At 72.7% G+C, this 20,694-nt stretch carries 16 protein-coding genes, 1 tRNA gene and 1 pseudogene; 6 read left to right on the top strand and 12 right to left on the bottom strand.

Features of this window, described 5'->3' with window-relative positions:
- The first annotated feature begins 26 nt into the window (after positions 1–26).
- Entirely contained in the window at positions 27–671 is a 645-nt protein-coding gene (locus ACFYS8_RS30870; RefSeq protein WP_387647272.1) for a histidine phosphatase family protein, read from the top strand.
- Between the two features lie 44 nt (positions 672–715).
- On the opposite strand, the gene ACFYS8_RS30865 is transcribed toward ACFYS8_RS30870, so the two are convergent.
- The gene (locus ACFYS8_RS30865) at positions 716–2,215 is read right to left on the bottom strand and encodes a tetratricopeptide repeat protein (protein ID WP_387647270.1); all 1,500 of its coding nucleotides are present in this window, start codon (positions 2,213–2,215) and stop codon (positions 716–718) included.
- Positions 2,216–2,549: 334 nt separating this feature from the next.
- On the opposite strand from ACFYS8_RS30865, the gene ACFYS8_RS30860 reads away from it, so the two are divergent.
- Both ACFYS8_RS30860 and ACFYS8_RS30855 read left to right on the top strand, forming a co-directional pair.
- Positions 2,550–3,014, top strand: a complete 465-nt coding sequence (locus ACFYS8_RS30860) for a hypothetical protein (protein ID WP_387647269.1) — start codon at positions 2,550–2,552, stop codon at positions 3,012–3,014.
- Positions 3,015–3,081: 67 nt separating this feature from the next.
- On the top strand, positions 3,082–3,966 hold the full coding sequence (locus ACFYS8_RS30855) for a spermidine synthase (protein WP_387647267.1): 885 nt from the start codon (positions 3,082–3,084) through the stop codon (positions 3,964–3,966).
- A gap of 15 nt (positions 3,967–3,981) precedes the next feature.
- On the opposite strand, the gene ACFYS8_RS30850 is transcribed toward ACFYS8_RS30855, so the two are convergent.
- The 6 genes from ACFYS8_RS30850 to ACFYS8_RS30825 form a co-directional block, all read right to left on the bottom strand.
- Positions 3,982–4,542 (bottom strand): Uma2 family endonuclease, encoded by a 561-nt coding sequence (locus ACFYS8_RS30850; protein ID WP_387647266.1) that lies wholly within the window; start codon positions 4,540–4,542, stop codon positions 3,982–3,984.
- 93 nt (positions 4,543–4,635) lie between these two features.
- Entirely contained in the window at positions 4,636–5,334 is a 699-nt protein-coding gene (locus tag ACFYS8_RS30845) for a hypothetical protein (RefSeq protein ID WP_387647265.1), read from the bottom strand.
- Positions 5,335–5,415: 81 nt separating this feature from the next.
- Positions 5,416–6,867, bottom strand: coding sequence for a glycoside hydrolase family 1 protein (locus ACFYS8_RS30840; protein WP_387647264.1), 1,452 nt, complete (start codon positions 6,865–6,867; stop codon positions 5,416–5,418).
- 61 nt (positions 6,868–6,928) lie between these two features.
- The gene (locus ACFYS8_RS30835) at positions 6,929–7,813 is read right to left on the bottom strand and encodes a carbohydrate ABC transporter permease (protein WP_387647263.1); all 885 of its coding nucleotides are present in this window, start codon (positions 7,811–7,813) and stop codon (positions 6,929–6,931) included.
- A gap of 1 nt (position 7,814) precedes the next feature.
- Positions 7,815–8,762, bottom strand: coding sequence for a carbohydrate ABC transporter permease (locus ACFYS8_RS30830; protein ID WP_387647262.1), 948 nt, complete (start codon positions 8,760–8,762; stop codon positions 7,815–7,817).
- 98 nt (positions 8,763–8,860) lie between these two features.
- Positions 8,861–10,177, bottom strand: a complete 1,317-nt coding sequence (locus ACFYS8_RS30825) for an ABC transporter substrate-binding protein (protein ID WP_387647260.1) — start codon at positions 10,175–10,177, stop codon at positions 8,861–8,863.
- Between the two features lie 454 nt (positions 10,178–10,631).
- On the opposite strand from ACFYS8_RS30825, the gene ACFYS8_RS30820 reads away from it, so the two are divergent.
- Positions 10,632–11,696 carry a LacI family DNA-binding transcriptional regulator gene (locus ACFYS8_RS30820; RefSeq protein WP_387647259.1) on the top strand — a complete coding sequence of 355 codons (1,065 nt, stop codon included), beginning with the start codon at positions 10,632–10,634 and terminating at the stop codon, positions 11,694–11,696.
- Between the two features lie 52 nt (positions 11,697–11,748).
- Here ACFYS8_RS30820 and ACFYS8_RS30815 read toward each other — a convergent pair whose 3' ends face one another.
- The 5 genes and pseudogenes from ACFYS8_RS30815 to ACFYS8_RS30795 form a co-directional block, all read right to left on the bottom strand.
- Positions 11,749–12,195 carry a DUF4442 domain-containing protein gene (locus tag ACFYS8_RS30815; RefSeq protein ID WP_073815179.1) on the bottom strand — a complete coding sequence of 149 codons (447 nt, stop codon included), beginning with the start codon at positions 12,193–12,195 and terminating at the stop codon, positions 11,749–11,751.
- A 214-nt stretch (positions 12,196–12,409) separates the two neighbouring features.
- Positions 12,410–12,485 (bottom strand) — tRNA-His (locus ACFYS8_RS30810).
- A gap of 114 nt (positions 12,486–12,599) precedes the next feature.
- Positions 12,600–13,202 carry an oligoribonuclease gene (gene orn / locus ACFYS8_RS30805; RefSeq protein ID WP_387647258.1) on the bottom strand — a complete coding sequence of 201 codons (603 nt, stop codon included), beginning with the start codon at positions 13,200–13,202 and terminating at the stop codon, positions 12,600–12,602.
- 682 nt (positions 13,203–13,884) lie between these two features.
- A pseudogene (locus ACFYS8_RS30800) lies at positions 13,885–14,959 on the bottom strand (helix-turn-helix domain-containing protein); the annotation flags it as partial.
- A 1,119-nt stretch (positions 14,960–16,078) separates the two neighbouring features.
- The gene (locus tag ACFYS8_RS30795; protein ID WP_387647255.1) at positions 16,079–17,065 is read right to left on the bottom strand and encodes an HAD family hydrolase; all 987 of its coding nucleotides are present in this window, start codon (positions 17,063–17,065) and stop codon (positions 16,079–16,081) included.
- Between the two features lie 1,024 nt (positions 17,066–18,089).
- Here ACFYS8_RS30795 and ACFYS8_RS30790 point away from each other — a divergent pair.
- Positions 18,090–18,599 (top strand): universal stress protein, encoded by a 510-nt coding sequence (locus ACFYS8_RS30790; protein WP_380483760.1) that lies wholly within the window; start codon positions 18,090–18,092, stop codon positions 18,597–18,599.
- A 439-nt stretch (positions 18,600–19,038) separates the two neighbouring features.
- Positions 19,039–20,667 carry a hypothetical protein gene (locus ACFYS8_RS30785; protein WP_387647251.1) on the top strand — a complete coding sequence of 543 codons (1,629 nt, stop codon included), beginning with the start codon at positions 19,039–19,041 and terminating at the stop codon, positions 20,665–20,667.
- The last annotated feature ends 27 nt before the right edge of the window (positions 20,668–20,694 follow it).

The following is a 20,694-nucleotide window of genomic DNA, read 5'->3' as shown; positions in this document are numbered from 1 at the left end:
GCGCCCACGTCGAATGAGGTAGCCCCATGCCCGCCCGTATCGTGCTGGTCCGCCACGGCGAGACCGCCTGGTCGGCCACCGGTCAGCACACCGGCCGCACCGACATCCCGCTCACCGACGCAGGCCGCGACATGGCCCGCGCCCTCGGCGAGCGCCTCGGCCGCGCCCCGTGGCACGGCCTGCCCACCGCCGCCGTCTACACCAGCCCGCTCTCCCGCGCCCGCGAGACCGCCGAACTCGCCGGCTTCGGCGACCGCGCCGTGGACCGCCCCGAACTGCTGGAGTGGGACTACGGCCAGTACGAGGGCCGCACCGGCGCCGACATCCGCGCCACCGACCACCCCGGCTGGCTGATCTGGCGCGACGGCGTGCCCGGCGGCGAGAAGCTCTCCGAGGTGGCCGCCCGGGTCGACTCCTTCCTCGCCGAACTCAACGGGCGGCACGGCGTCCCCGACGCCGACACCACGACGATGCACTGCGCCGACTGCGAGGTCGTGCTGTTCGCCCACGGCCACCTGCTGCGCATCCTCACCGCCCGCTGGCTCGGCCTTCCCCCCGAGTACGCGCAGCGCTTCAAGCTCGGCACCGCCTCGCTCTCCGTGCTGTCCTGGGAGTACGGGCTGCCCGCCGTCGAGATCTGGAACGACCACAGCCACCTCGAGAAGGCCTGACGGTCTCCGCGAGGTGGCCGGGCGGTGAGCGGCCCGACGGTGAGTCAGGCCGCCACGGTGCCGTCGTAGGTCTCCAGGAACTCCCGCACCTCCGCGACGGAGGAGTGCCCGCGCAGGCGGTCCGCGGTGTGCGCCAGCATGCCGCGGATCCGCGCCGAGCGGACCTGGCCGAGCATCCCCACCGCCTCCGTCCCCTGCACGGCGGCGCCCGCCAGATCGCCCCGGCCCAGCCGGTCGTGCGCCAACTCGGCGATGTACAGCGCCCGGTTGCGGACGAAGTGCGGGTGCTGCAGCCCGACCGCCTGCTCGGCCCGGGTGCTCGCCCGCCCGAACTCGCCGAGCGCCGACCAGCACTGCGCCTCCTGGCCGGCCAGTTCCGCCTCCCCGAAGAAGGACATCCACTCCGGGTCGGCGTCCCGCGGCCCGCGGTCGAACAGGGCGTACGCCCGGGACAGCGCCTGGTGGCAGGCCCCCCGGTCGCCGAGCAGCGCCCAGGCGCTCGCCTCGCGCAGCGTCAGCAACGACAGCAGCCGCTCCGAGCCCAGCCCGGCGGCCGCGGCCTGCCCGGCCTGCGCCGTCCGCAGCGCCTCCCGGGGGAGGCCGGAGTCCCGGGCCAGGAAGGAGCTGTTGCTGAAGACGTGCGCCTCCAGGGCGGTGTCCTGGGACATCCGGGCGGTCGCCAGCGCCTCCGAGTAGAACGGCCTGGCGTCCATCAGCCGGTTCGAGTCGTGCGCCAACCACCCCACCGAGATGGCGAGTTCGCCCGCGCCGCGCTGGAGCCGGCGTTCGGTCTCGGCGTTGTACTCGCCGTCGTTGAGCAGCACGTAGGCGCTGCGCAGCGACTGGCCGGCCAGTTCGAACAGGGCGTCCGCGCCCTGCACGTCGTCCAGCAGCCGGATGTCGCGGACGGCCTGCTCGACGCCGTTCACCTCGGCCGCGCCGACCCGGCGGCGCTCGGACAGCGGTGGGGCGGGCAGGGTCGGGGCCGGGGCCTGGGGCGGCGCGGCCGCCGAGGCCGGTGACTGGTCCGTGCCGAGCGCGGCCGCCACCGCGACGGGGCAGCCGTTCAGGAATGTACGGCGAAGCATGTCGTCGTCCTCCTCGTCGGGCCGGTGCGACAGGTCCGGCGGGCCCGCCGGGGTGGCAGGTCCGGCGGCCGGATCGCTGGATGGTTGCGTGTTGGGTCCGGCGGCCGGGTGGCCGGCCGGTCCGGCCGTCGATTCGACGGCCGGACCGGTGTTCGGACCGGTGTTCGGCGGGCGGCGGCGGACCGTCTTGCGCGGGGCGAACCCGAGGTCCGCCAGCGACTTGCCCGGCCACATGTGCCGGAACACCCGCTGGTAGGCGTAGTTGGGGCAGCGGATCTCGCCGGCCTCGACCCGCCCGACGTAGCGCGCGTCGCAGGACACGTGCTCGCCGATCTCCCGGGCGGCCCGGCGGACCAGCGTGGCGAACTCCCTCGGTGAGAGATCGCCCCGTAGCTCCCGCATCGCCTGGTTGGGGACGGTCGCAGGCCGGGGCCCGCCGGTCCGCGTGGCTGCCATGCTGCACTCCGAGGTCGTACCGGCGCGGTCGCGCCGGTCTCGGGGTGAGGGCCGTCGCGTCGCCACGACAGTACCCGTAGTTACTTGGCGTACACGGCGAGTTGCCGGGCCGGGTCGGGTCAATTGTGGACAATACGGACGCAGTTGCCGCGTTCCGCCATGAAATGCCATGGCTTGCCGTAAAGGAAGCCGTGGCCTGGACGGGTGGTCGCGCGTTGTCCTGATACATGGACGCCGGCGGTACGGGCCCCCTCCCGTGCCGGCCCCCGCCGCCCGACCAGGTGGCGGAGCACCACCCGGCGTTCACGCGACCCCAGGTGACAGGAGGTCCCCCATGGCCACCGGAGTTCCCCAGTACCGCCGCCCGGCTGCCCCCGCCGTGCTGCCCGCCTCCGCCGTGCTGCCCGTCCCGTCGGCCGTCTCGGCCTGTACCGGCGCCGGTCCCGGCGGGGGAGTCACCGGGAGGGTCGCGCAGTACGACACGGTGACGGTGCAGGTCCGGCACGGGCTCGAAGCGGTCGACATCCTCCGGCTGCGGCGGGCGTGCGGGGCCGTTCAGCAGAGCTCCGGCGGTTCGGCGATCGCCTTTCTGGTCCCGGCTGGTACCGCGTTGCGCTGGCACCTGCCCGGTTCGACCTGTACCCCCGGGGCCGACCTGCTGCCGCCCACCGACCCGCGCTGGATCATCCCGCCCGCCGGCGCCCAGCCCTGCGCCCGCCCCACCGACGCGTGGGTGCTCCGCTCGGCGCTCTGCGAAGCGGCCACCACGCTCACGGCGGGTGGCCTGGGCCCGCTCTGAGCCGGTTCCGGTGCGGCCCCCTCGTTCTCCGCGGTCATGGTTTGGGTGATCATCGGATAATGGGCCTATGGGCCGCTCACGTACCAACCCCGCCCCCGCCGTCCCCGGCCGCGCACACACCGACGGCCCGCTGACCGCCACCGTCGCCTCCGGCACCGCCGAACTGCGCCCCGACCGCGACCGGCCGCACGCCTGGCAGCTCGTCCTCGACGGCGCCCCGCAGTCACTCGTCGACCTCGCCGACCCCACCCACCTCGGCTTCGAGTACCAGCGGCGGATCGGCCACCTGATAGACCTCGCCGCCCCCGCCCGGCAGCCGATATCCGTGCTCCACCTCGGCGGCGGCGCGCTCACCCTGGCCCGCTACACGGCCGCCACCCGGCCACGCTCCCGGCAGCAGGTCGCCGAGATCGACACTGCGCTCACCGAACTCGTCCGCACCGAACTGCCGCTCGACCGCACCTGGCAGATCCGGGTCCGCGGCGGCGACGCCCGCGCCGTCCTGGACCGCACCCCCGAGGGCTCCACCGACCTGGTGATCGCCGACGTCTTCGCCGGAGCCCGGGTCCCCGCCCACTGCGCCACCGTCGAATTCGCCCAGCTCGCCGCCCGCGCCCTCACCGGCACCGGCCGCTACACCGCCAACATCACCGACGGCGGCCAACTCGCCTTCGCCCGCGCCCAGGCCGCGACCCTGCTGGCCGTCTTCCCCGAGGTCTGCCTGATCGCCGACCCCGCCGTCCTGCGCGGCAAACGCTTCGGCAACCTCGTCCTGGCCGCCGCCCACACCCCCCTCCCCCTCACCGACCTCACCCGCCGCCTCGCCGCCGACCCAGCCCAGGCCCGCCTCCTCCACGCCCGCGACCTCACCGACTTCCTCGCCGGCGCCACCCCCGTCCCCGACACCGAAGCCGTCCCCTCCCCGGCCCCACCCCCGAAGGCCTTCGGCTGACCGGTTGACGGGCGGTCAGCGCACCAGCACGGCCAGGTCCAGATCTAGCCGGAACGGCTCGGTGAGCGCGATGCTCTCGCCGGGCTGGGCGGTGCGGTCGAGGTAGTCGCCGTGGTCCAGCCGCCCGAGGTGCAGGCGCGGCACGGGGGCGAGGTCGAGACGCCAGTGGTGGGGAATGCCCGCTGCCGCGCAGAGGCTGGGCTTCGTCCTGCGGTCGATGACCCGGGTGGACGGGGACGCGATCTCGATGGCCACCACGACATCGTCCGCGTGCAGGGTGGCACCGGCGTCGGCGGCTGCGGCGGCATCGACGACGACCAGGTCGGGGATCAGCAGGCCGTCCGGGACGAGGACGTTGACGGCCTCCAGCACCTCGAACGGCGCGCCTGCCGCGGCGATCGCGGCATGCAGGAGCATCGCCAGACGGAAACTCGCCCGCTGGTGGGGAACACCGGGGTTCGGGCTCATCAGCAGCGCACCCCCGACAAGCTCGATGCGATGGCGGGTGTCCTCGGGCAGTGCCAGGACGTCCTCGACCGTCCACGGCCCGTAGTGATCGGAAGTGGCAACGCTCATGATCCTTCCTGCCTCCCTTCGTCGCCGACGAATGCAGTGCCTCCGTTGTCTCTGTCGGCGCTGGTCGGCGACACCGGTTGAGTGGGGAAACGGTCAGTGTCCTCGCGGGAGGCCGCGGTGTTTGTAGGTGGCGGCGGCGGTGAGGAGGAGGCCGGCGGCGATGGGGAGGAGGACGGCGGCGGTGGAGCCGTTGTCGTCGGGGTCGGCGGGGGAGGCGGTGAGGCTGAGGGCGGCGTCGTGCTCGGGGGTGGGGTCGGGGGGTGGGGGGAGTCGGTCGCGGGTGGTGGTGAGGTTGTCGACGTGCCGGCGGGTGGGGAGCGGGGTGGCCTCGGCGGCGGGGTCGTCGGGGGTGCGCGGGGCCGGGGCCTTGGCGGCGGGTTCGACGGGTCGTTCGCGGGAGGCGCGGTCGTCCTCGGGGCGGGCCTGCGAGGGGACGGTGGAGAGCAGGCGGGCGGCGATGGCGAAGGCGTCGGGACCCTTCGAGTGCTGGCCGGGGAGCGGGAGTTCGCCCTGAAGGACGGCGCCGAGGTCGCCGACCGCTCCGTCCAGCGTGGGGGTGGGGCCGCCGAGCAGGCCGCGTTCGGCGGCGGGGACGGCCGGCCCGGGGGTGAGGGCGCGGGTGGCGGGGCCGGTCCGGCCGCTCCCGGTGGCGTGGGCGTCGGTGGCGCCGAGGATCAGGCCCAGTATCTGGGCGGCGAGCACCCCGCCCGCCGCCACCGCCGCCCGGGGCCGGCCCCACCGGTGCCGGGGGGTGTCCGAACGTCTCGGCCGCTTCGCGTGATTGGTTCGCACACCAGGGGAGAACGAGCGGGACCCCCGCCGGTCACGCCCGTCGCTCACACGCCGTCACATCGGGTGGCGGTCGATGAGGGTTCAGCCGAGCCCCCCGCGCCGGATCACCTCCGCGTACCAGCGGGCGCTGGACTTGGGGGTGCGCCGCTGGGTCTCGTAGTCGACGTGCACGATGCCGAAGCGCTTGCTGTAGCCGTACGCCCACTCGAAGTTGTCCAGCAGCGACCAGAGGTAGTAGCCGCGGACGTCCGCGCCGGCGGCGATCGCGTCGGCCACCGCGGCGAGGTGCAGGTGGAGGTAGCGGACCCGTTCCGGGTCGTCGATCGTGCCGTCCGGGCCGACCACGTCCTCGTACGCGGCGCCGTTCTCGGTGACCATCAGCGGCAGGCCGAAGTCGCGGTGCATGCCGATCAGCGACTCGGACAGGCCGGTGGCGTCGATCGGCCAGCCCATTGCGGTGACGTCGTCGTTGGCGAGGTGGAAGCGCACGTCCTCGGCGCCGGGCCAGGGGCTGTGCGCGCTGTCGCCGTGGCCGCCGTTGTGCGTGGGTTCCGCGGACTCGGTGTCCTTGTGGAGGGCCGAAACGACGGTCGGGGTGTAGTAGTTGAGGCCGAGCAGGTCGATCGGCCGGCCGATCTCCGCGAGGTCGCCGGGCCGGACCAGTTCGTCCCAGTCGACGATGGCGGCGGTGTCGGCGAGCAGGTCGGCGGGGTAGCCGCCGTTGAACAGCGGGCCGGTCCAGATCCGGTTTCCGACCGCGTCGATCCGGCGGGCCGCCTCCCGGTCCTCGGCGCTGTCGGTGAGCGGGCGGACCAGGTGCAGGTTGTGCGAGACGGCGATCTGCGCGGTGGCGGGCAGCAGTTCGCGCAGCGTGCCGACGGCCAGGCCGTGGGCGAGGTTGAGGTGGTGGGCGGCCTTGAGCGCGTCGGCGGGGTTGGTGCGACCGGGGGCGTGGACGCCGGAGCCGTAGCCGAGGAAGGCGCTGCACCAGGGCTCGTTGAAGGTGCTCCAGAGCGGCACCCGGTCGCCGAGCGCGCGGGCGGCGAGTGCCGCGTATTCGGCGAAGCGGTGGGCGGTCTCGCGGACCGGCCAGCCGCCGGCGTCCTCCAGGTCCTGTGGGAGGTCCCAGTGGTAGAGGGTGGCGACGGGGGCGATGCCGTGTTCGAGCAGGGTGTCGACCAGGGCCCGGTAGAAGTCGAGCCCGCGTTCGACGGCGGGGCCGCGGCCGGTGGGCTGGATCCGCGGCCAGGACAGCGAGAACCGGTACGAGGTGAGGCCGAGGTCGGCCATCAGCCGGACGTCCTCGCGGAAGCGGTGGTAATGGTCCACCGCGACGTCCCCGGTGTCGCCGTTCAGGACCTTCCCGGGGGTGTGGCTGAAGACGTCCCAGATGGAGGGGGTGCGGCCGTCCTCGGCCGCGGCGCCCTCGATCTGGTAGGCCGCGGTGGCCGCGCCCCAGGCGAAGCCGGGCGGGAAGGAGACCCCGGGGGCCCCGGCGGTGCGGGCGGCGGTGGACGGATCGGTCATAGTCATTCGGGAGCGCTCCCATGGCTGAGGAGGGGACAGGGCGGGTGTGCCGGGGTCTTCCGGAGAGTCAGCTCTTGACGGCGCCGGACGTGATCCCGCCGACAATGTGCTTCCCCAGAACGGCGAAGATCAGTAGCAGCGGCAGGGTGCCGACCAGTGCGCCGGTCATGATCACGGCCTGGTTGATGTCGTGGCCGGAGCCGCCGCCGATCGCCGACAGCGCAACCTGCACGGTCGGGTTCTGCTGGGTGAGGACCACGAAGGGCCAGAAGAAGTCGTTCCAGGACTGGACGAACACCAGCATGCCGAGCACCGCCATCGCGGGCCGGGCCACCGGGAACACCACGTGCCAGATGATCCGCAGGCTGTGCGCGCCGTCCACCCGGGCCGCCTCGATCAGCTCGAACGGCAGTGCCCCGGACAGGAACTGACGCATGAAGAACACCCCGAACGCGGCCACCAGCGAGGGCAGGATCACCGACTGCAGGTGGTTGCCCCAGTCCAGCTTCGTGATGATCCGGTACAGCGGGATCACGCTGAGCTGCGGTGGGATCGTCATGGTGGCGACCACCAGGGTGAGCAGCGCGTTCCGGCCGCGGAAGCGCAGCTTGGCGAAGGCGAAACCGGCCAGTGTGGAGAACAGCACCGTGGACAGCGCGACGCAGCCCGCCACCACGGTGGAGTTCAGCAGTGCGGTGCCCATGTCGGCCTGCTCCCAGGCGGTGGTGATGTTCGCCCACAGCCGGCCGCCGGGCACCATCGGCGGCGGCGACTGGGCCACCCGCTCGCCGGTGTGCGAGGCCGCGACGAACGTCCAGTACAGCGGGAACAGCGAGACCACCGCGGCAACGGCCAGCAGCAGGTAGGCCACCGGGCCGGCCTTGTCGTGGTCGCCGGCCGCGCGGCGGAACAGGCTTCTGCGCGCGGAGGGTGAGGGCAGAGTGGCGGCCATCTCAGGCTCCCGATTCGTGGCGCTTGCGGTAACGGGCGATCAGGAACTGCACCAGGCCGATCAGCAGCAGGATCAGCAGCATCGTCCAGGCCACCGCCGAGGCCCGCCCCAACTGGCGGGACGGCCAGCCCAGTTCGTACATGTACAGGCTCAGCGTCTGGAACTGGTGCGCGGAGCCGCCGGAGACGCCCACCCCGCCGCCGAACAGCAGCGGCTCGCCGAACAGCTGGGTGGCGCCGATGGTGGAGACGATGACGGTGAACAGGATGGTCGGCCGGATCGACGGGACGGTGATCCGGGTGAACTGCTGCCAGCGGTTCGCCCCGTCCAGACTCGCCGCCTCGTACAGGTCCTTCGGCACCGCCTGCATGGCGGCCAGGTAGATCAGCGCGTTGTAGCCGGTCCAGCGCCAGGTGACGATGGTGGAGATGGCGATCTGCGAGGGCCAGGTGTCGGCGTACCAGTTGGTGTGGTGGACGCCGACCGCGTCCAGCGCCCAGTTGATGAACCCGTAGTCCGGGTTGAACAGTTGGACGAACACCAGGGTCGCGGCGGCGATCGAGGTGGCGTACGGGGCGAGGATCGCGACCCGGAAGAAACCGCGGGCCCGCATCCGGTAGTTCAGCAGGTGGGCGAGCCCCAGCGCCATCAGCAGCTGCGGGACGGTGGAGATCACCCCGATCGTGAAGGTGTTGCGCAGCGCCGTCCAGAACTGGTCGTTGGACCACAGCCGGGTGTAGTTGTCGAGGCCCTTCCACTCCAGCACGTCCGGCTTCAGCAGGTCGACGTAGTGCAGCGACAGCCAACCCGTCCAGATCAGCGGGAACAGGCCGAACGCGGCGAAGCAGAGGAAGAACGGGGCGATGAAGGCGTACGGCGAGGCCTTCAGGTCGAGCCGGTACAGGCGGGAGCGCCAGGAGGGGCGCGCCGGGGTGGCGTTGGTGGCCACGGGGGTTTTCCTTCCCGGGGTGGCGGGCGGCGGCGGAACAGCGCCCGGCCGGGTGGGCGGACCCGGCCGGGCAGTCGGTGACCGGGACAGCGACCGGGTCAGTGGCCGACCTTGTCGTCAACCAGCTTGGTGACGTTGCTCCACGCCTTGGCCGGGTCGGTGCCGTGCTCCTCGATGTCGAGGACGCCGTTGTCGGTGATGATCGTCTTCGCGTTGCCGTCCTGCTCACCGATCGGCGCCGGCGTGACGGTCTGCGCGGTGGTGGCGAAGATCTGGCCGGTCGGGGCGTTGTTGAAGTACTCGGCCTTGGCGCCCTGGACGGCGGGCTGCCGCAGGCCGCCCACGGTGGACGGCAGGTTGCCGACCTTGGTGAACACCTTCGCCTGCTGCTCCGGCGCGGTCAGCCAGCTGGCCAGCGCGGCGGCCTCCTTGGTGTGCTTGCCGGCCTTCGGGACGGTCAGGAACGCGCCGCCCCAGTTCGAGGCGAGCGGCGGGGCCGCGACGTCCCACTTGCCCTTGCCCGAGTCGCCCGAGTACTTGCTGATGATGCCGGTCATCCAGGACGGGCAGACCACGGTGGCGAACTTGGCGTTCGCGAACGCGGCGTTCCACGGGTCCTGGAACTGCCGCAGACCGGCGCTGATCTTCGCCTGCGAGGCGGAGACCGCCAGGTCCCAGGCCTTCTTGACGCCCGGGCTGGTCTTGTAGACCAACTTGCCGTCGGCGTCCGAGTACTGCTGGGGCTCGGCCGACAGTGCGGCGTTGAACAGGCCGGACGCGGAGTCGGTGAAGAACGTGCCCGCCGGGGCGTTCGACTGGTAGCTCCTGCCCGCCTCGACGAACTTCGACCAGTCGCCGGCCCACAGCTTGCCCACCTCGGCGCGGTCGGTGGGCAGGCCGGCCTGCTGGAACAGGTCGGTGCGGTAGCAGATCGCCATCGGGCCGATGTCGGTGCCCAGACCGATCAGTGCGCCCTTCGCGGTGGTGGCCTGCTTCGCCTTCCAGCCCAGCCAGTTGGCCGGGTCGACGCCGTCGGCCTTGCCGAGGTCCACGAACTTGTCGCCCAGCGTGTTGGCGGCCTGCGCGATGTACCCGACCTCGACCGCCTGGATGTCGGCCAGGCCGCTGCCGGACGCCAGGTGCGTGGTCAGCGCGTCCCAGTACTTCTGGCCGTCCTGGACGGTGTCGTACTTGATCGTGACGTTCGGGTGCGCGGCCATGTACTCGTCGTACAGGCCGGCCTCCTTGTAGCCGAAGGTGCCGAAGTCGCCGACGGTCAGGGTGACCTTCGCGTTGGCGTCGCTACTGCCGGCCTGGTCCGTGCCGGACGAGCAGGCCGTGAGGAGCAGGGCGGAGGCGGCCAGCACGGCGGTGGCGAGGACGGCGGCTCTGTGCGGGCGGGAGGTGGTGCGCATGGGGGTGAACTCCTCTGTCCGGGTGGTGGGTCCGGGATGTTCTTCGTGCGCTGATTCTGGCTACAGTGTGGGAGCGCTCCCACACTTGGCATGCCGGAAGGTTGCTGGGTCGCGGGGGCGGGTGTCAAGACATGGCGGCGCAAACGTTGCCGGAGCTTTCGGGGGGTCACGGCCGGTTGAGGGTAGGGCGCGGTGCGGGGCTTCGGGCTGCCCCGTGCCTGGGGCCGCGTCAGGAACCTTCGCCCCGTCGCGACGCCCGGCACGAGGGCCTGTCCGGCCGATCCTGCCGGGCGCGATCGGTCGGACAGGCCCTGATCGCGGTGCGCCCCGGATGGTCGTGAACGGCGGGGGACCGGCCACAATGAACAGTCCGTGGGGCGCCGGGCGGGCCCCGCCGGAACTGTGCTGCCCGCCCCGCCCGTCCCATCCGTCACAGAGACCGAGAGGTGCAGCGATGAGCCCGACCGCACAGCGCCCCGAAGCGCTCCACCCGGGCGCCGGCGGCAGAGCCACCGCGCGCCCCACCCTGGAAGAGGTGGCCGCGCTGGCCGGCGTCGGCCGCGGCACCGTCTCCCGGGTCGTCAACGGCTCGCCCCGGGTCAGCGCCAAGGCCCGCGAGGCCGTCCAGAACGCCATCGCGGAACTCGGCTACATCCCCAACCGGGCCGCGCGCACCCTGGTCACCTCGCGCACCGACTCCATCGCGCTGGTCGTCCCCGAGGCCGAGACCCGGCTGTTCTCCGAGCCGTACTTCTCCGACATCATCAGCGGCGTCTCGGCCGAACTCGCCGAGACCGACATGCAGTTGCTGCTGATCCTGGTCCGCAACGAGCGCGAGCGCGAACGCCTCTCGGCCTACCTGACCGCCCAGCGGGTGGACGGCGTCCTGGTCGTCTCGGTGCACCGCGACGACCCGCTGCCCGCCCTGCTGGAGAGCCTGGAGATCCCGTCCGTGCTGGCCGGCCGGCGCGGCGACCTCGAACCGCTCAGCTACGTCCACGCCGACAACGCCGGCGGCGCCCGGATGGCCGTCCGGCACCTGCTGCGGCGCGGCTGCCGCCAGGTCGCCACCCTCACCGGCCCGCTGGACATGGAGGTTGCCCAGGCCCGACTCGGCGGCTACCGCCGGGCCCTGGAGGAGTCCGGACACCCCTACGACGAGGAACTGGTCGGCCTGGCCGACTTCACCGAGGAGGGCGGCCGGGTCGCGATGCGCGAACTCCTGGCACGGCGGCCCGAGCTGGACGGCGTGTTCTGCGCGTCCGACGTGATGGCGGCCGGCGCGATGCAGGTGCTGCGCGCCGCCGGCCGGCGGATCCCCGACGACGTCGCGGTGATCGGCTTCGACGACTCGATCGTGGCCCGGCACACCGACCCGCCGATGACCAGCGTGCGCCAGCCGATCGAGGAGATGGGCCGCACCATGGCCCGGCTGCTGCTGGACGAGATCGCCGAACGCGGCCGGGCCCGGCGGCAGGTGGTGCTGGCGACCGAGTTGGTCGTCCGCGACTCCGCCTGACCGCCGGGGCGGGTGGGCCCTGCCGGTGGGCGGACGCTGGGCCCCGAGTCGGTCAGGAGTTGGGGCGCAGCGTCCAGACGATCTCCAGCACGCCGGTGACGGCGCCGTCCTCGCGGGTGATCTCCACGGTGATCGGGAACTCGGGGCGCTTGCCCTCGTCCAGCTCGGCGAGCACGTCCGCGACCGGGCGGCCCAGCGTGGCCGTGGCCGTCACCACACCGCGGGCGAGCTTCTTGAAGGAGATCTCGCCGACGGTGGGCAGCGGCACCGCGCGGCCCAGCTGGTCGCCGAACGCGGCCAGCACGATCGCGCCGCTCGCCGACTCGGCCAGCGTGAACATCGCGCCCGCGTGCGGCCCGCCCACGTGGTTGCGGTACTCCGGCAGGTCGGGCAGCCGCAGCACGGCCCGCTCCGGGGTGGTCTCCAGGTACTCCAGCTGCAGGGTCTTCACCATCGGGACGGTGTCGGTGAGCAGCTGGCCGATCGCAGTAGTGGTCATGGCGCCGATGTTACTGACAGGTAGCTTCGGCGTCCACGGTGGAGAGGACCGGTGTACGGCCGAGGACCCGCTGATGTGCTGTCAGGTGTGCGGTCGTTCGAGGTGGGGGCCGGTATTGAATTCACGCCCGACAGGCAGGGCGGCCGTTCCGGCAGTGCAACCGGGAATGCAAGAAGGGCCCTGGCCAATTCCCTTGGCCAGGGCCCTTCTTCGATGGGGTGAGCGACGGGACTCGAACCCGCGGCCACCTGGACCACAACCAGGTGCTCTACCAACTGAGCTACGCCCACCATCTGTCCGGCGCTTTCCCGCTTTCGCGTTCCCGCTCCGACAGGAAGAACTCTACAGGATGCTGAGGGGTGCTTGCGCCAGGGTTTCCCGGAGCGCCCGGACCCGAGCCCTGGTCAGGTGGTGGGCACCTGGTGGCGGGCAGCGATCTCCCGGGCGGTGTCGCCGTCCGGACCGGGCTGCGGAACGAACACCGCCTCGCGGTAGTACCGGAGTTCGGCGATCGACTCGCGGATGTCTGCCAGCGCGCGGTGGCTGCCGCCCTTCTGCGGGCTGTTGTAGTAGGCGCGGGGGTACCAGCGGCGGGCCAGTTCCTTGATCGAGGAGACGTCCACTATCCGGTAGTGCAGGTGGCCTTCCAGCTCCGGCATGTCCCGGGACAGGAAGCCGCGGTCGGTGGCCACCGAGTTGCCGCACAGCGGTGTCTTGCCGGCCTCCGGCACGTGCTCGCGGATGTACGCCAGCACCCGTTCCTCGGCCTCGGCCATGGTCAGGCCGTCCGCGAGCTCGTCGAGCAGACCCGAGGCGGTGTGCATCTCACGCACCACCTCGGGCATGTTCGCCAGCGCCTCGGCGGGCGGGCGGATGATCACATCCACGCCCTCGCCGAGCACGTTCAGCTCGGAGTCGGTCACCAGGGCGGCGACCTCGATCAGGGCGTCCCGATCGAGGTCGAGGCCGGTCATCTCACAGTCGATCCATACCAAGCGGTCATTCACGCCCCTCAGCCTACGGCGCGGTCGCGCGCCCCCGACACTGCACGCGCGCCGTCCGGACCGAAGTCCGCCGTCCCGCGCGCCCCTCGCTCCGACTCGGTCTCCGGGCGGTGTGCCACCCGCTGACCCCGGGCGCTCGGCTGCTGGCCGTCCGGGTCCTCCGCGATCGCGTGCTCCACCGGCCGGTCCTTCCGCTCGGCGCGCTCCGCACCGTCGAGCAGGTTGGAACGGTCGGGCCGGTCGGCCGGCGACGAGCCGCGACCGCCCGGGTACGCCGCACTCGGCCGCACCGGCTGGCCCGGCGACGGCTGCGCGTGCGCATGCGCGGGCGGGGGACCTTGATGGGCGCTCGGGTACGGGACGCCCGACTGCCCGCCCGGGCCGCCACCCGGCTGTGCCGCATTCGCGCCCGCGCCCGTGCCACCGGCCGGGCGGGCGACGTACCGCGGGTCGCCCGGACGTTCCGGCAGCCGCGCACCGAACGCCCCCGCCGGCGGACCGGCCTGCGACGGCACCAGCGGACGCTGCCGAGGCCGTCCCGCCGCACCGGCCGGGCCACCCACGCCCGGACCGCCGAGGCCGGAACCGCCCGTGCCCGGACCGTTCACGCCCGCCGCGCCCTGACCATGCGTCACCCCGGTGTTCCCGGCCGGGCCCTGGCCCTGCTGGCCGTGCCCGCCCGGACCCGCCCCCGGACCGCCCAGCGCACCCGCCGCCCGCTCGGCCGGGACACCCGCCGAGGGCATCGCCGAGCTGCCGGCCGTCGGACGCCGGGCCCGGAAGGTGGTCCGGTACGCGGCCGGGGAAACCCCGAGCTGGCGGCGGAAGTGGCCGCGCAACGCCACCGGGGAACGGAAGCCGCAGCGACGCGCGACGTCATCCACCGACAGGTCGGAGGTCTCCAGCAGCCGCTGCGCCTGCAGCACCCGCTGGGTGATCAGCCACTGCAGCGGGGCGCTGCCGGTGAGCGTGCGGAACCGGCGGTCGAACGTGCGCCGCGACATGTAGGCGCGGGCCGCCAGGACCTCGACGTCGAACTGCTGGTTGAGGTTCTCCAACGCCCAGGTGACCACCTCGGCCAGCGGGTCGTTGCCGATCTCTTCAGGTAAAGACTGATCGATGTACTGGGCCTGACCTCCGCCACCGCGCCGGTTGGGCACCACCAGCCTGCGGGCGAGCGCGTTGGCGGCCTCGGCGCCGTGGTCGCTGCGGACCACGTGCAGACAGAGGTCGATGCCGGCCGCGGTACCGGCGGAGGTCAGCACGTCGCCGTCGTCCACGAACAGCTCGCGCGGATCGACGTGCACCCGCGGGTATCGCTTGGCCAGCGTAGGCGCGTACATCCAGTGCGTGGTCGCTGGACGGCCGTCGAGCAGCCCCGCCGCGGCCAGGACGAAGGCGCCGGTGCAGAGGCCGATGATCCGGGCCCCCTCGTGGTGCGCCTTGCGCAGGGCGGCGATGGCCTCGACCGGCGGCGGCTGCGAGATCGAACGCCAGGCGGGCACCACGATGGTGCCGGCCCGGGACAGCGCCTCCAGCCCGTACGGTGCGGTGAGGGTCAGCCCGCCGGTGGTGGTCAGCGGCCCCTCCTCGCCGGCGCACACCAGCAGGCGGTAGCGGGGGACTCCGGCGTCCTGGCGGTCCACGCCGAACACCGACAGCGGGATCGAGCTCTCGAAGATTGGTGCCCCACTGAACAGCAGCACCGCGACCGTCTCGCGCCGCCGCCGCCCCGCAAGCTTCCGCGGCGCACCCAGCACACCCGGTCCGGTGGCGGCGAGCGCGTCGGATCCGCCCGAATTGCCGCCAGTGATCGAGGAGTTGGACGGTGCGGCGGCGAGACCGCCGTGACCGGCGGTGGTGGACTGGGGCTGCTGAGTCGAGGTCGCGCCGTACTGACTCTGCGTCAAGGTGCCGCTACTGCCGTAGGGCTGATGTCCATTCGAACCGGCGCCGAGTGAACCGGGAGCCGCACCAACGAACTTGCCGAGTCTCGCTCCACCACCGGGAAGGACCGACGGCTGGCGGCCGCCTTCAGGACCCGCGTCGCTCCTGCTCACCCTGCTCAAGGCGCTCCAGCCCCCTCGGTGGTGTGGTGGTCCCGGCTGCCGCTCTGCGAGCCAAGATCGAATCTACTTGGTGGACCGTTGCTGTTGTGACAAGTTCACCATCCGACGCTATGTCGACATGGCAATTTGGCGTGAAGCATTCGATCACGAAGCGTGGCACCCGTCGACCCCGCTGTGAAGGGGGCGCGGACAACCGTGGCTGGTTGTCGCACGACCTGTTCATGATTTACCCGCGAGCGGCGCACCCGCCGGCCACTGTGTGCTGCGGCTTTGCCCGAACGGCGGGTCGGGCCCGCAAGTTGGCCGAAAACATACGGTTCAAATCGGGGGCGCGAACCTACCTCCCATGCGCCACAGCGCACACCTGAGCCAAGATCCCCGCGCCCCGTCAGCCCCCCGGCGCAACCCGAATCGGCCACCTTCGACCGCCTCCCACCTCACACTCCGTCACTTCGTACCCCCCATTTCCCTCCCACCACTCCAGCCCCACAGGCCCCACCCGCCCCACGACCGCCATCGGTCGGCCAACCCCTCCGGCGACCCACCCCGTTGGGGCCCGTGCCGCACATTCGTCCGAATCCAACCCCCTTGCGGAGGGGCCGCTCGCACCCTCCCGGGCGCGCTGCCTGGCCGCCGGGCGACCGGGTGCCGCCGTGGGCCCAACTCGGGCGGTCTGGAGGCGTGTTGGGCGGCCCTGGGGCGTGGCGTCGGCCGGATGGGCCGTCGATCTCCTGCGCGGTCGGTTCCGTGGCGACCGCGGCTGGTGGTAACTCGAGCTCACCGGGCGGGAGTTCGGGCGCCTTTCCCGCCTCAGCCGGCGGCGGCCGAGGTGTCGCTCCAGTGGCCCTGAACCGAGGGCCGAGCCTGCGCCTGGGCGACGGACGGTCGGACGGGCGGCGCGGCGGGCTCGAGAGGCATCAGCGGCACTGTCCCGGTGAACGATGCGGGCTGGGCGAGGGGCGCCTTCGGCCCGTCCGGGGCGGGGGAGGGGGCCGGGGCCAACCTGGAGGCCGGGATGGCGAGGCGGGTGCGCGGCGGGCGCTTGCGGCCGGCTGCCCCGGTGGCGAAGTGCCGGGCGGCGAAGTGCCGGGCGGCGGTGGGGTGTTCGGCGGTGGGGTGTTCGGCGATGGGGTGTTCGGCGGTGCCGAGGATCACGCGCACCGCCTCCGGAAGGTCCGGCGCGCTGACGGTCGGGCGGTAGCCGCGTTCGGCCCAGGGGCGGCCGTGGTGCAGCCAGACACTGCGGAGCCCGGTGGCCTCCGCGCCCGCGATGTCGGACGGACCGTAGTCGCCGACCATCCAGGTCTGCGCAGTCCAGTCCCCCACCGGGCGGAACCCGCAGCGCCGCGCCGCGATTTCGAAGATCAGCGGATCCGGTTTGACGCAGCGGGCCTCCTCCGAGATGACCCAGCCGTCCACCAGGGCGGCGAGCCCGGTGAGCCGGATCTTCTCCAACTGCGGCAGCGTCCCGCCGTTGCTGACGATCCCCAGCGTCCACCCGGCCTCGCGCGCCGTACGTAGCGCGCTCGAATGTGAATCGGGGCAGCTGATATGGGAGTTGATGCCGTGGCGGTAGTGCCCGAGCATCGACTCGACCGACCGGTCGAGGCCGTAGCGACGCTTTGCCGCGCCCAGTACGGTGCTGCGCGGTACGTAACCGCTGCCGTCGAGCATGACCAACCAGTCGAGGTCACCGGCGGGCAGACCGTTCTCGGCGAGGAAGTCCTCCGCCCAGGCCCGGAACGCGGCATCCCTGGGCAGCAAGGTGTTGTCGAGGTCGAACAGGAGCAGCGGCATGTCTCGCATGGTGCCAGCGGGCGCCCCATATGCAGGTGGCAATTGCCAAAGGCGAATCGAATTCCCACGAATTGGCCGAATCGGGCTGGTACGCCCCCAACTCGGGCCGTGATCACCCGAATTCCCCTTCCGCGCCCCGCCAACTGCCTTGCCCGGCCCGTGTTGACCATTCACCCGCACCGTCCACGGGCAGGGACGATCTCTGGCGATGACAGTCGGATCACGTTGTGTGCCTGCCCAGTTGCGCGTACGGCGCTCGTCGGTCAAGCTCCATGGAACCCGCCGCAGAAGGGGCGCACACGCCGGCGTGTGATTCCCCCACAAGCGGGAACCTGGTCGTACCGAGGGCTTCGCCGCTGGGTGCGGCCCATTCCGCGCCGTACTCTGAAAGGCACAGGTCGCCAACGGTGGTAGTCGTTTCCGAACGGTCCGCCACCGCGGTCGTGCCTTCCCCCGGGCCAGGGCGGTCCGCCGCCGTGTCCCCCTGTGCAGGCCCATCCCGGTTGAAGAGTTTTGAGCCATGGCTGGTCGAGAGCCTTCCGGTTCTGCCCACGGCAGTTCGCGGGACGACAGGTCCACTGCCGAGCTCCTCGGCACCCCGCCGGGAGCCGACCCGGCACGCCGCCCAGACGTCGCCGGACACGGTGGCACCGACGGACACGGTGGCACCGACGGACGCGGGCGCGGTGACGCGGCCGGTCGCAGTGATGTGGGCGGACGCGGTGATGCGGGCGGATGCGGTGATGTGGGCGGACGCGGTGATGCGGTTGGACGAGCCGCCGAGGACGTGCCCGAGCGTTCCGACGGGACGGGCGCCGCTGGCCCCTCCGGCCGTTCTCGCTCGACGAGTTGGGCAGTCCCGCGTGGGCGCAGGGGCGGGCGCGCGGGCGTGTTCGGACGCCCGGCCCGCCGGCGCCGTCCGGACCGACCGGGGCCCGACGGCCCGGGACACCCCACTCCTGCCACCCCCGGCCCGGCGGCTGATCCCGCCGCCGCCCCACGATCCGGCACTGCGGAGGACGCGATGACCGACAGCTCCCGTCCGACCGTCGGCCGCCGCGACGGTGAAGGGGAACCGCAGCTCCAGGAGCACGGCTCCCGCGCCTGCGACCCGCAGTTCCAGCACGGCGTGGTGGTCGGCTTCGACGGCTCGCTCTCCAGCGAACGTGCCTTGGCCTACGCCGTCGGCATGGCCCGCCGCTCCCAGTGCGGACTGGTGATCGTCCACGTCGCCAACCGCCTCCCCGCCACGGTCTGGGCCGGCTGCGAGCCGCCCGTCTTCGTGGACCTCCCCGACCAGCGCACCGAGATCCTCGGCCTCGAACTCGCCTGCGCCGACTTCCTCTCCGGCGTCCCGTGGATCCTGGTCGAACGGGGTGGGGACATCTGCCACGAGATCGAAGAGGTCGGCCGGGAGTACGCCGCGGACGCCATCGTGGTCGGCAGCACCCATGGGCTGCTCGGGAAGATCTTCGGCTCGGTCTCCGGCCGCCTCGCCCGCCGCGCGAACCGTCCGGTCATCGTCATCCCCTGACCGACCCGGCCGCGCCCCGTTTCCGCCCCGTTTCCGCCTCGCCTTGTCTCGCCTTGTCTCGCGCCGCATCCTTCGGGCCGTCCGCCCACACCTGCTGTCGCGACTGTCGGATCATGGCCGGATGAGGGCGGGAGGAACCGGCCACCCGCGGCGCGGGACGGCTCGCGGCGGCTCGCGGCACAGGGATTTCCGGCAGCTGGATACGGCCGAGTGAGTCGTTCCGGCGTCGCGGTGTGCGTCACGTCAGCCGCCGAACCGGGACGTGGTGAAGCATTCGTAGATGACCAATCGTCATATCGGCTTACTAGCTCAGAAATCGCGGGCCGCGGCGACGGTGCCTGCTGGCCGCTCCCGGTCTCCCCTGGTCGGAGCCGTCCTACTGGTGCCGACCGTCCTTGGGGCCTGGACTTCGGAACCTGGCACCACCCGAGGCGGGGAGGTGCGCGACGCCCTGACGCTCAGCGTCAGCACCAACACCAGTGCCGACCTCGGCGTGCGACTCCGCGCAGATGAGGTGGCCACCCGGACCTACCACCTCACCAACCATGCCGATTACCAGCTCGCCGACCTGCTGCTGAACGATCCTCAACTGCCGGGCGGCCAAACCCAATGCGATGCCGGCCGAAGCATCCCGCCGGGCGGCAGCCTCGACTGCACCGCCTCGTTCACGGCCACGGGTGGGTTCCAGGTCGTCCAGGTCACCGCCACTGCCGAGGCCGTCACCGAGCCCCCCGGCCGGCTGCCGCAGGCCCACGCCGATGCACCCGCCGGCTACCTGGGCATCACCGCCGGTCTTGCCCTCACCCGCGTGGGAGCGCCCACCGGCACCGGCGTCGCCCATCGGTCCGTGCGGGAGGTGGCGCCGTCCGTGAGTACCCGCCGCGCTGTGTCGAGAGCCCTGGCCGAGGTCGGCGGGACCGTTGAACTCAAGTACCGCCTGGAGGCGTTCGGCGATGTCCCGATCACCGACATCTCCGTGGTCGAGGGGCTGCCCGATGTCGGGCCAGTGAGCTGCTCGGGCCCCGACGGCGGCCACACCCTCACCCCCGGGCAGAGCGTCGACTGCCAGGCAACCGGTACTGCCCTCCCGGGCCACCAGACCGGCACGGCGCAAGCCCGGGGCCTGGCGGACGACGAGACCGTCGACTCGAACGGCAACCGCCAAGCACCGCGCCAGGTCTTCGCCGATGCCCCCGGATCGTACGACGGGCTCAGCCCCACCCCGACGACCACAGCGCCGACCGCGTCCACCTCGGCCGGCGGAGGCGCAGCCCCGGGTGGTGGCACGATCCCGGGTGCGGGTGCGGGTGCGGGTGCGGGTGCGGGTGCGGGTGCGGGTGCGGGTGCGGGTACTGGCGCTGGCGTGGGTGCGGGCGCCGGAGCTGGAGCAGGGGCAGGAGCCGGCGCGGGTTCGGTCGGGGCTCCCGGCGCCGCCATTCCTGGCGCCGGAGGCGTCGGCGCAGCTGCTGGAGCAGTGGCGGCCCCGGCAGGGTTGCTTCCTGTGCCCGTCCCGGCCGGAGGGGCTGCTGCGGCCGTGCCCGGGCAGCAGGCCGCCGCCGCCCCGGGGCAGCCTGCAGCAGCAGCCGCCGCAGGCCAGCTGCTGACGCCGTTCCTGCCGGGAGCAGCACCGGTGCTGCTCCCCGGCGGGACAGCCTTCGCGCTGCCGGCCTCGCCCTTTGCGGCGCCGGGTACGGTCGGCGCTTCAACTGGGCCTGGCGGAATCCCGGTTGGGGTCGGCGCGACGAACCCCGGCGAGAGTCTGGTGAGTGGTGGGGTGGCAGCATTCGGCCCGACCTCGGCTGCGACTGCAGGACGGAGCGAGGGAGCACCCGCAGGGCAGAACCAGGGCACGCTCGCGGGTGCGAGCCCCGGATCGAGGGCGTCGGGCAGCGGGCAATCGCCGGGCGGGCAGGCGCAGGCCGCCGGGGACGAGGACCGGACGCCCCAGGAGGGTGAGGACAACCCGTGGGGCATCACCCAGGTGATGATGCTGCTGTTGGTGATTCTCCTTCCTGTGCTGTGCGTGCTGGCGGCAGCGTTCTCCGTTCGGGGCCGGTGGCGGCGGTGATCGCCTACGGAGAGATGATCCGACCGG

The sequence above is a fragment of the Kitasatospora sp. NPDC004615 genome (assembly GCF_042873545.1).
GTDB lineage: Bacteria > Actinomycetota > Actinomycetes > Streptomycetales > Streptomycetaceae > Kitasatospora.
This window is presented reverse-complemented; position numbering and strand designations above follow the sequence as displayed.

Bases quoted from the DNA above. Each gene is read 5' to 3' on its own strand.
- ACFYS8_RS30815 (WP_073815179.1), bottom strand. From the start codon at position 12,195: ATGACCACTACTGCGATCGGCCAGCTGCTCACCGACACCGTCCCGATG.
- ACFYS8_RS30790 (WP_380483760.1), top strand. From the start codon at position 18,090: ATGACCGACAGCTCCCGTCCGACCGTCGGCCGCCGCGACGGTGAAGGG.
- ACFYS8_RS30855 (WP_387647267.1), top strand. From the start codon at position 3,082: ATGGGCCGCTCACGTACCAACCCCGCCCCCGCCGTCCCCGGCCGCGCA.
- ACFYS8_RS30820 (WP_387647259.1), top strand. From the start codon at position 10,632: ATGAGCCCGACCGCACAGCGCCCCGAAGCGCTCCACCCGGGCGCCGGC.
- ACFYS8_RS30850 (WP_387647266.1), bottom strand. From the start codon at position 4,542: ATGAGCGTTGCCACTTCCGATCACTACGGGCCGTGGACGGTCGAGGAC.
- ACFYS8_RS30825 (WP_387647260.1), bottom strand. From the start codon at position 10,177: ATGCGCACCACCTCCCGCCCGCACAGAGCCGCCGTCCTCGCCACCGCC.
- ACFYS8_RS30835 (WP_387647263.1), bottom strand. From the start codon at position 7,813: ATGGCCGCCACTCTGCCCTCACCCTCCGCGCGCAGAAGCCTGTTCCGC.
- ACFYS8_RS30870 (WP_387647272.1), top strand. From the start codon at position 27: ATGCCCGCCCGTATCGTGCTGGTCCGCCACGGCGAGACCGCCTGGTCG.
- ACFYS8_RS30795 (WP_387647255.1), bottom strand. From the start codon at position 17,065: ATGCCGCTGCTCCTGTTCGACCTCGACAACACCTTGCTGCCCAGGGAT.
- ACFYS8_RS30840 (WP_387647264.1), bottom strand. From the start codon at position 6,867: ATGACTATGACCGATCCGTCCACCGCCGCCCGCACCGCCGGGGCCCCC.
- ACFYS8_RS30860 (WP_387647269.1), top strand. From the start codon at position 2,550: ATGGCCACCGGAGTTCCCCAGTACCGCCGCCCGGCTGCCCCCGCCGTG.
- ACFYS8_RS30865 (WP_387647270.1), bottom strand. From the start codon at position 2,215: ATGGCAGCCACGCGGACCGGCGGGCCCCGGCCTGCGACCGTCCCCAAC.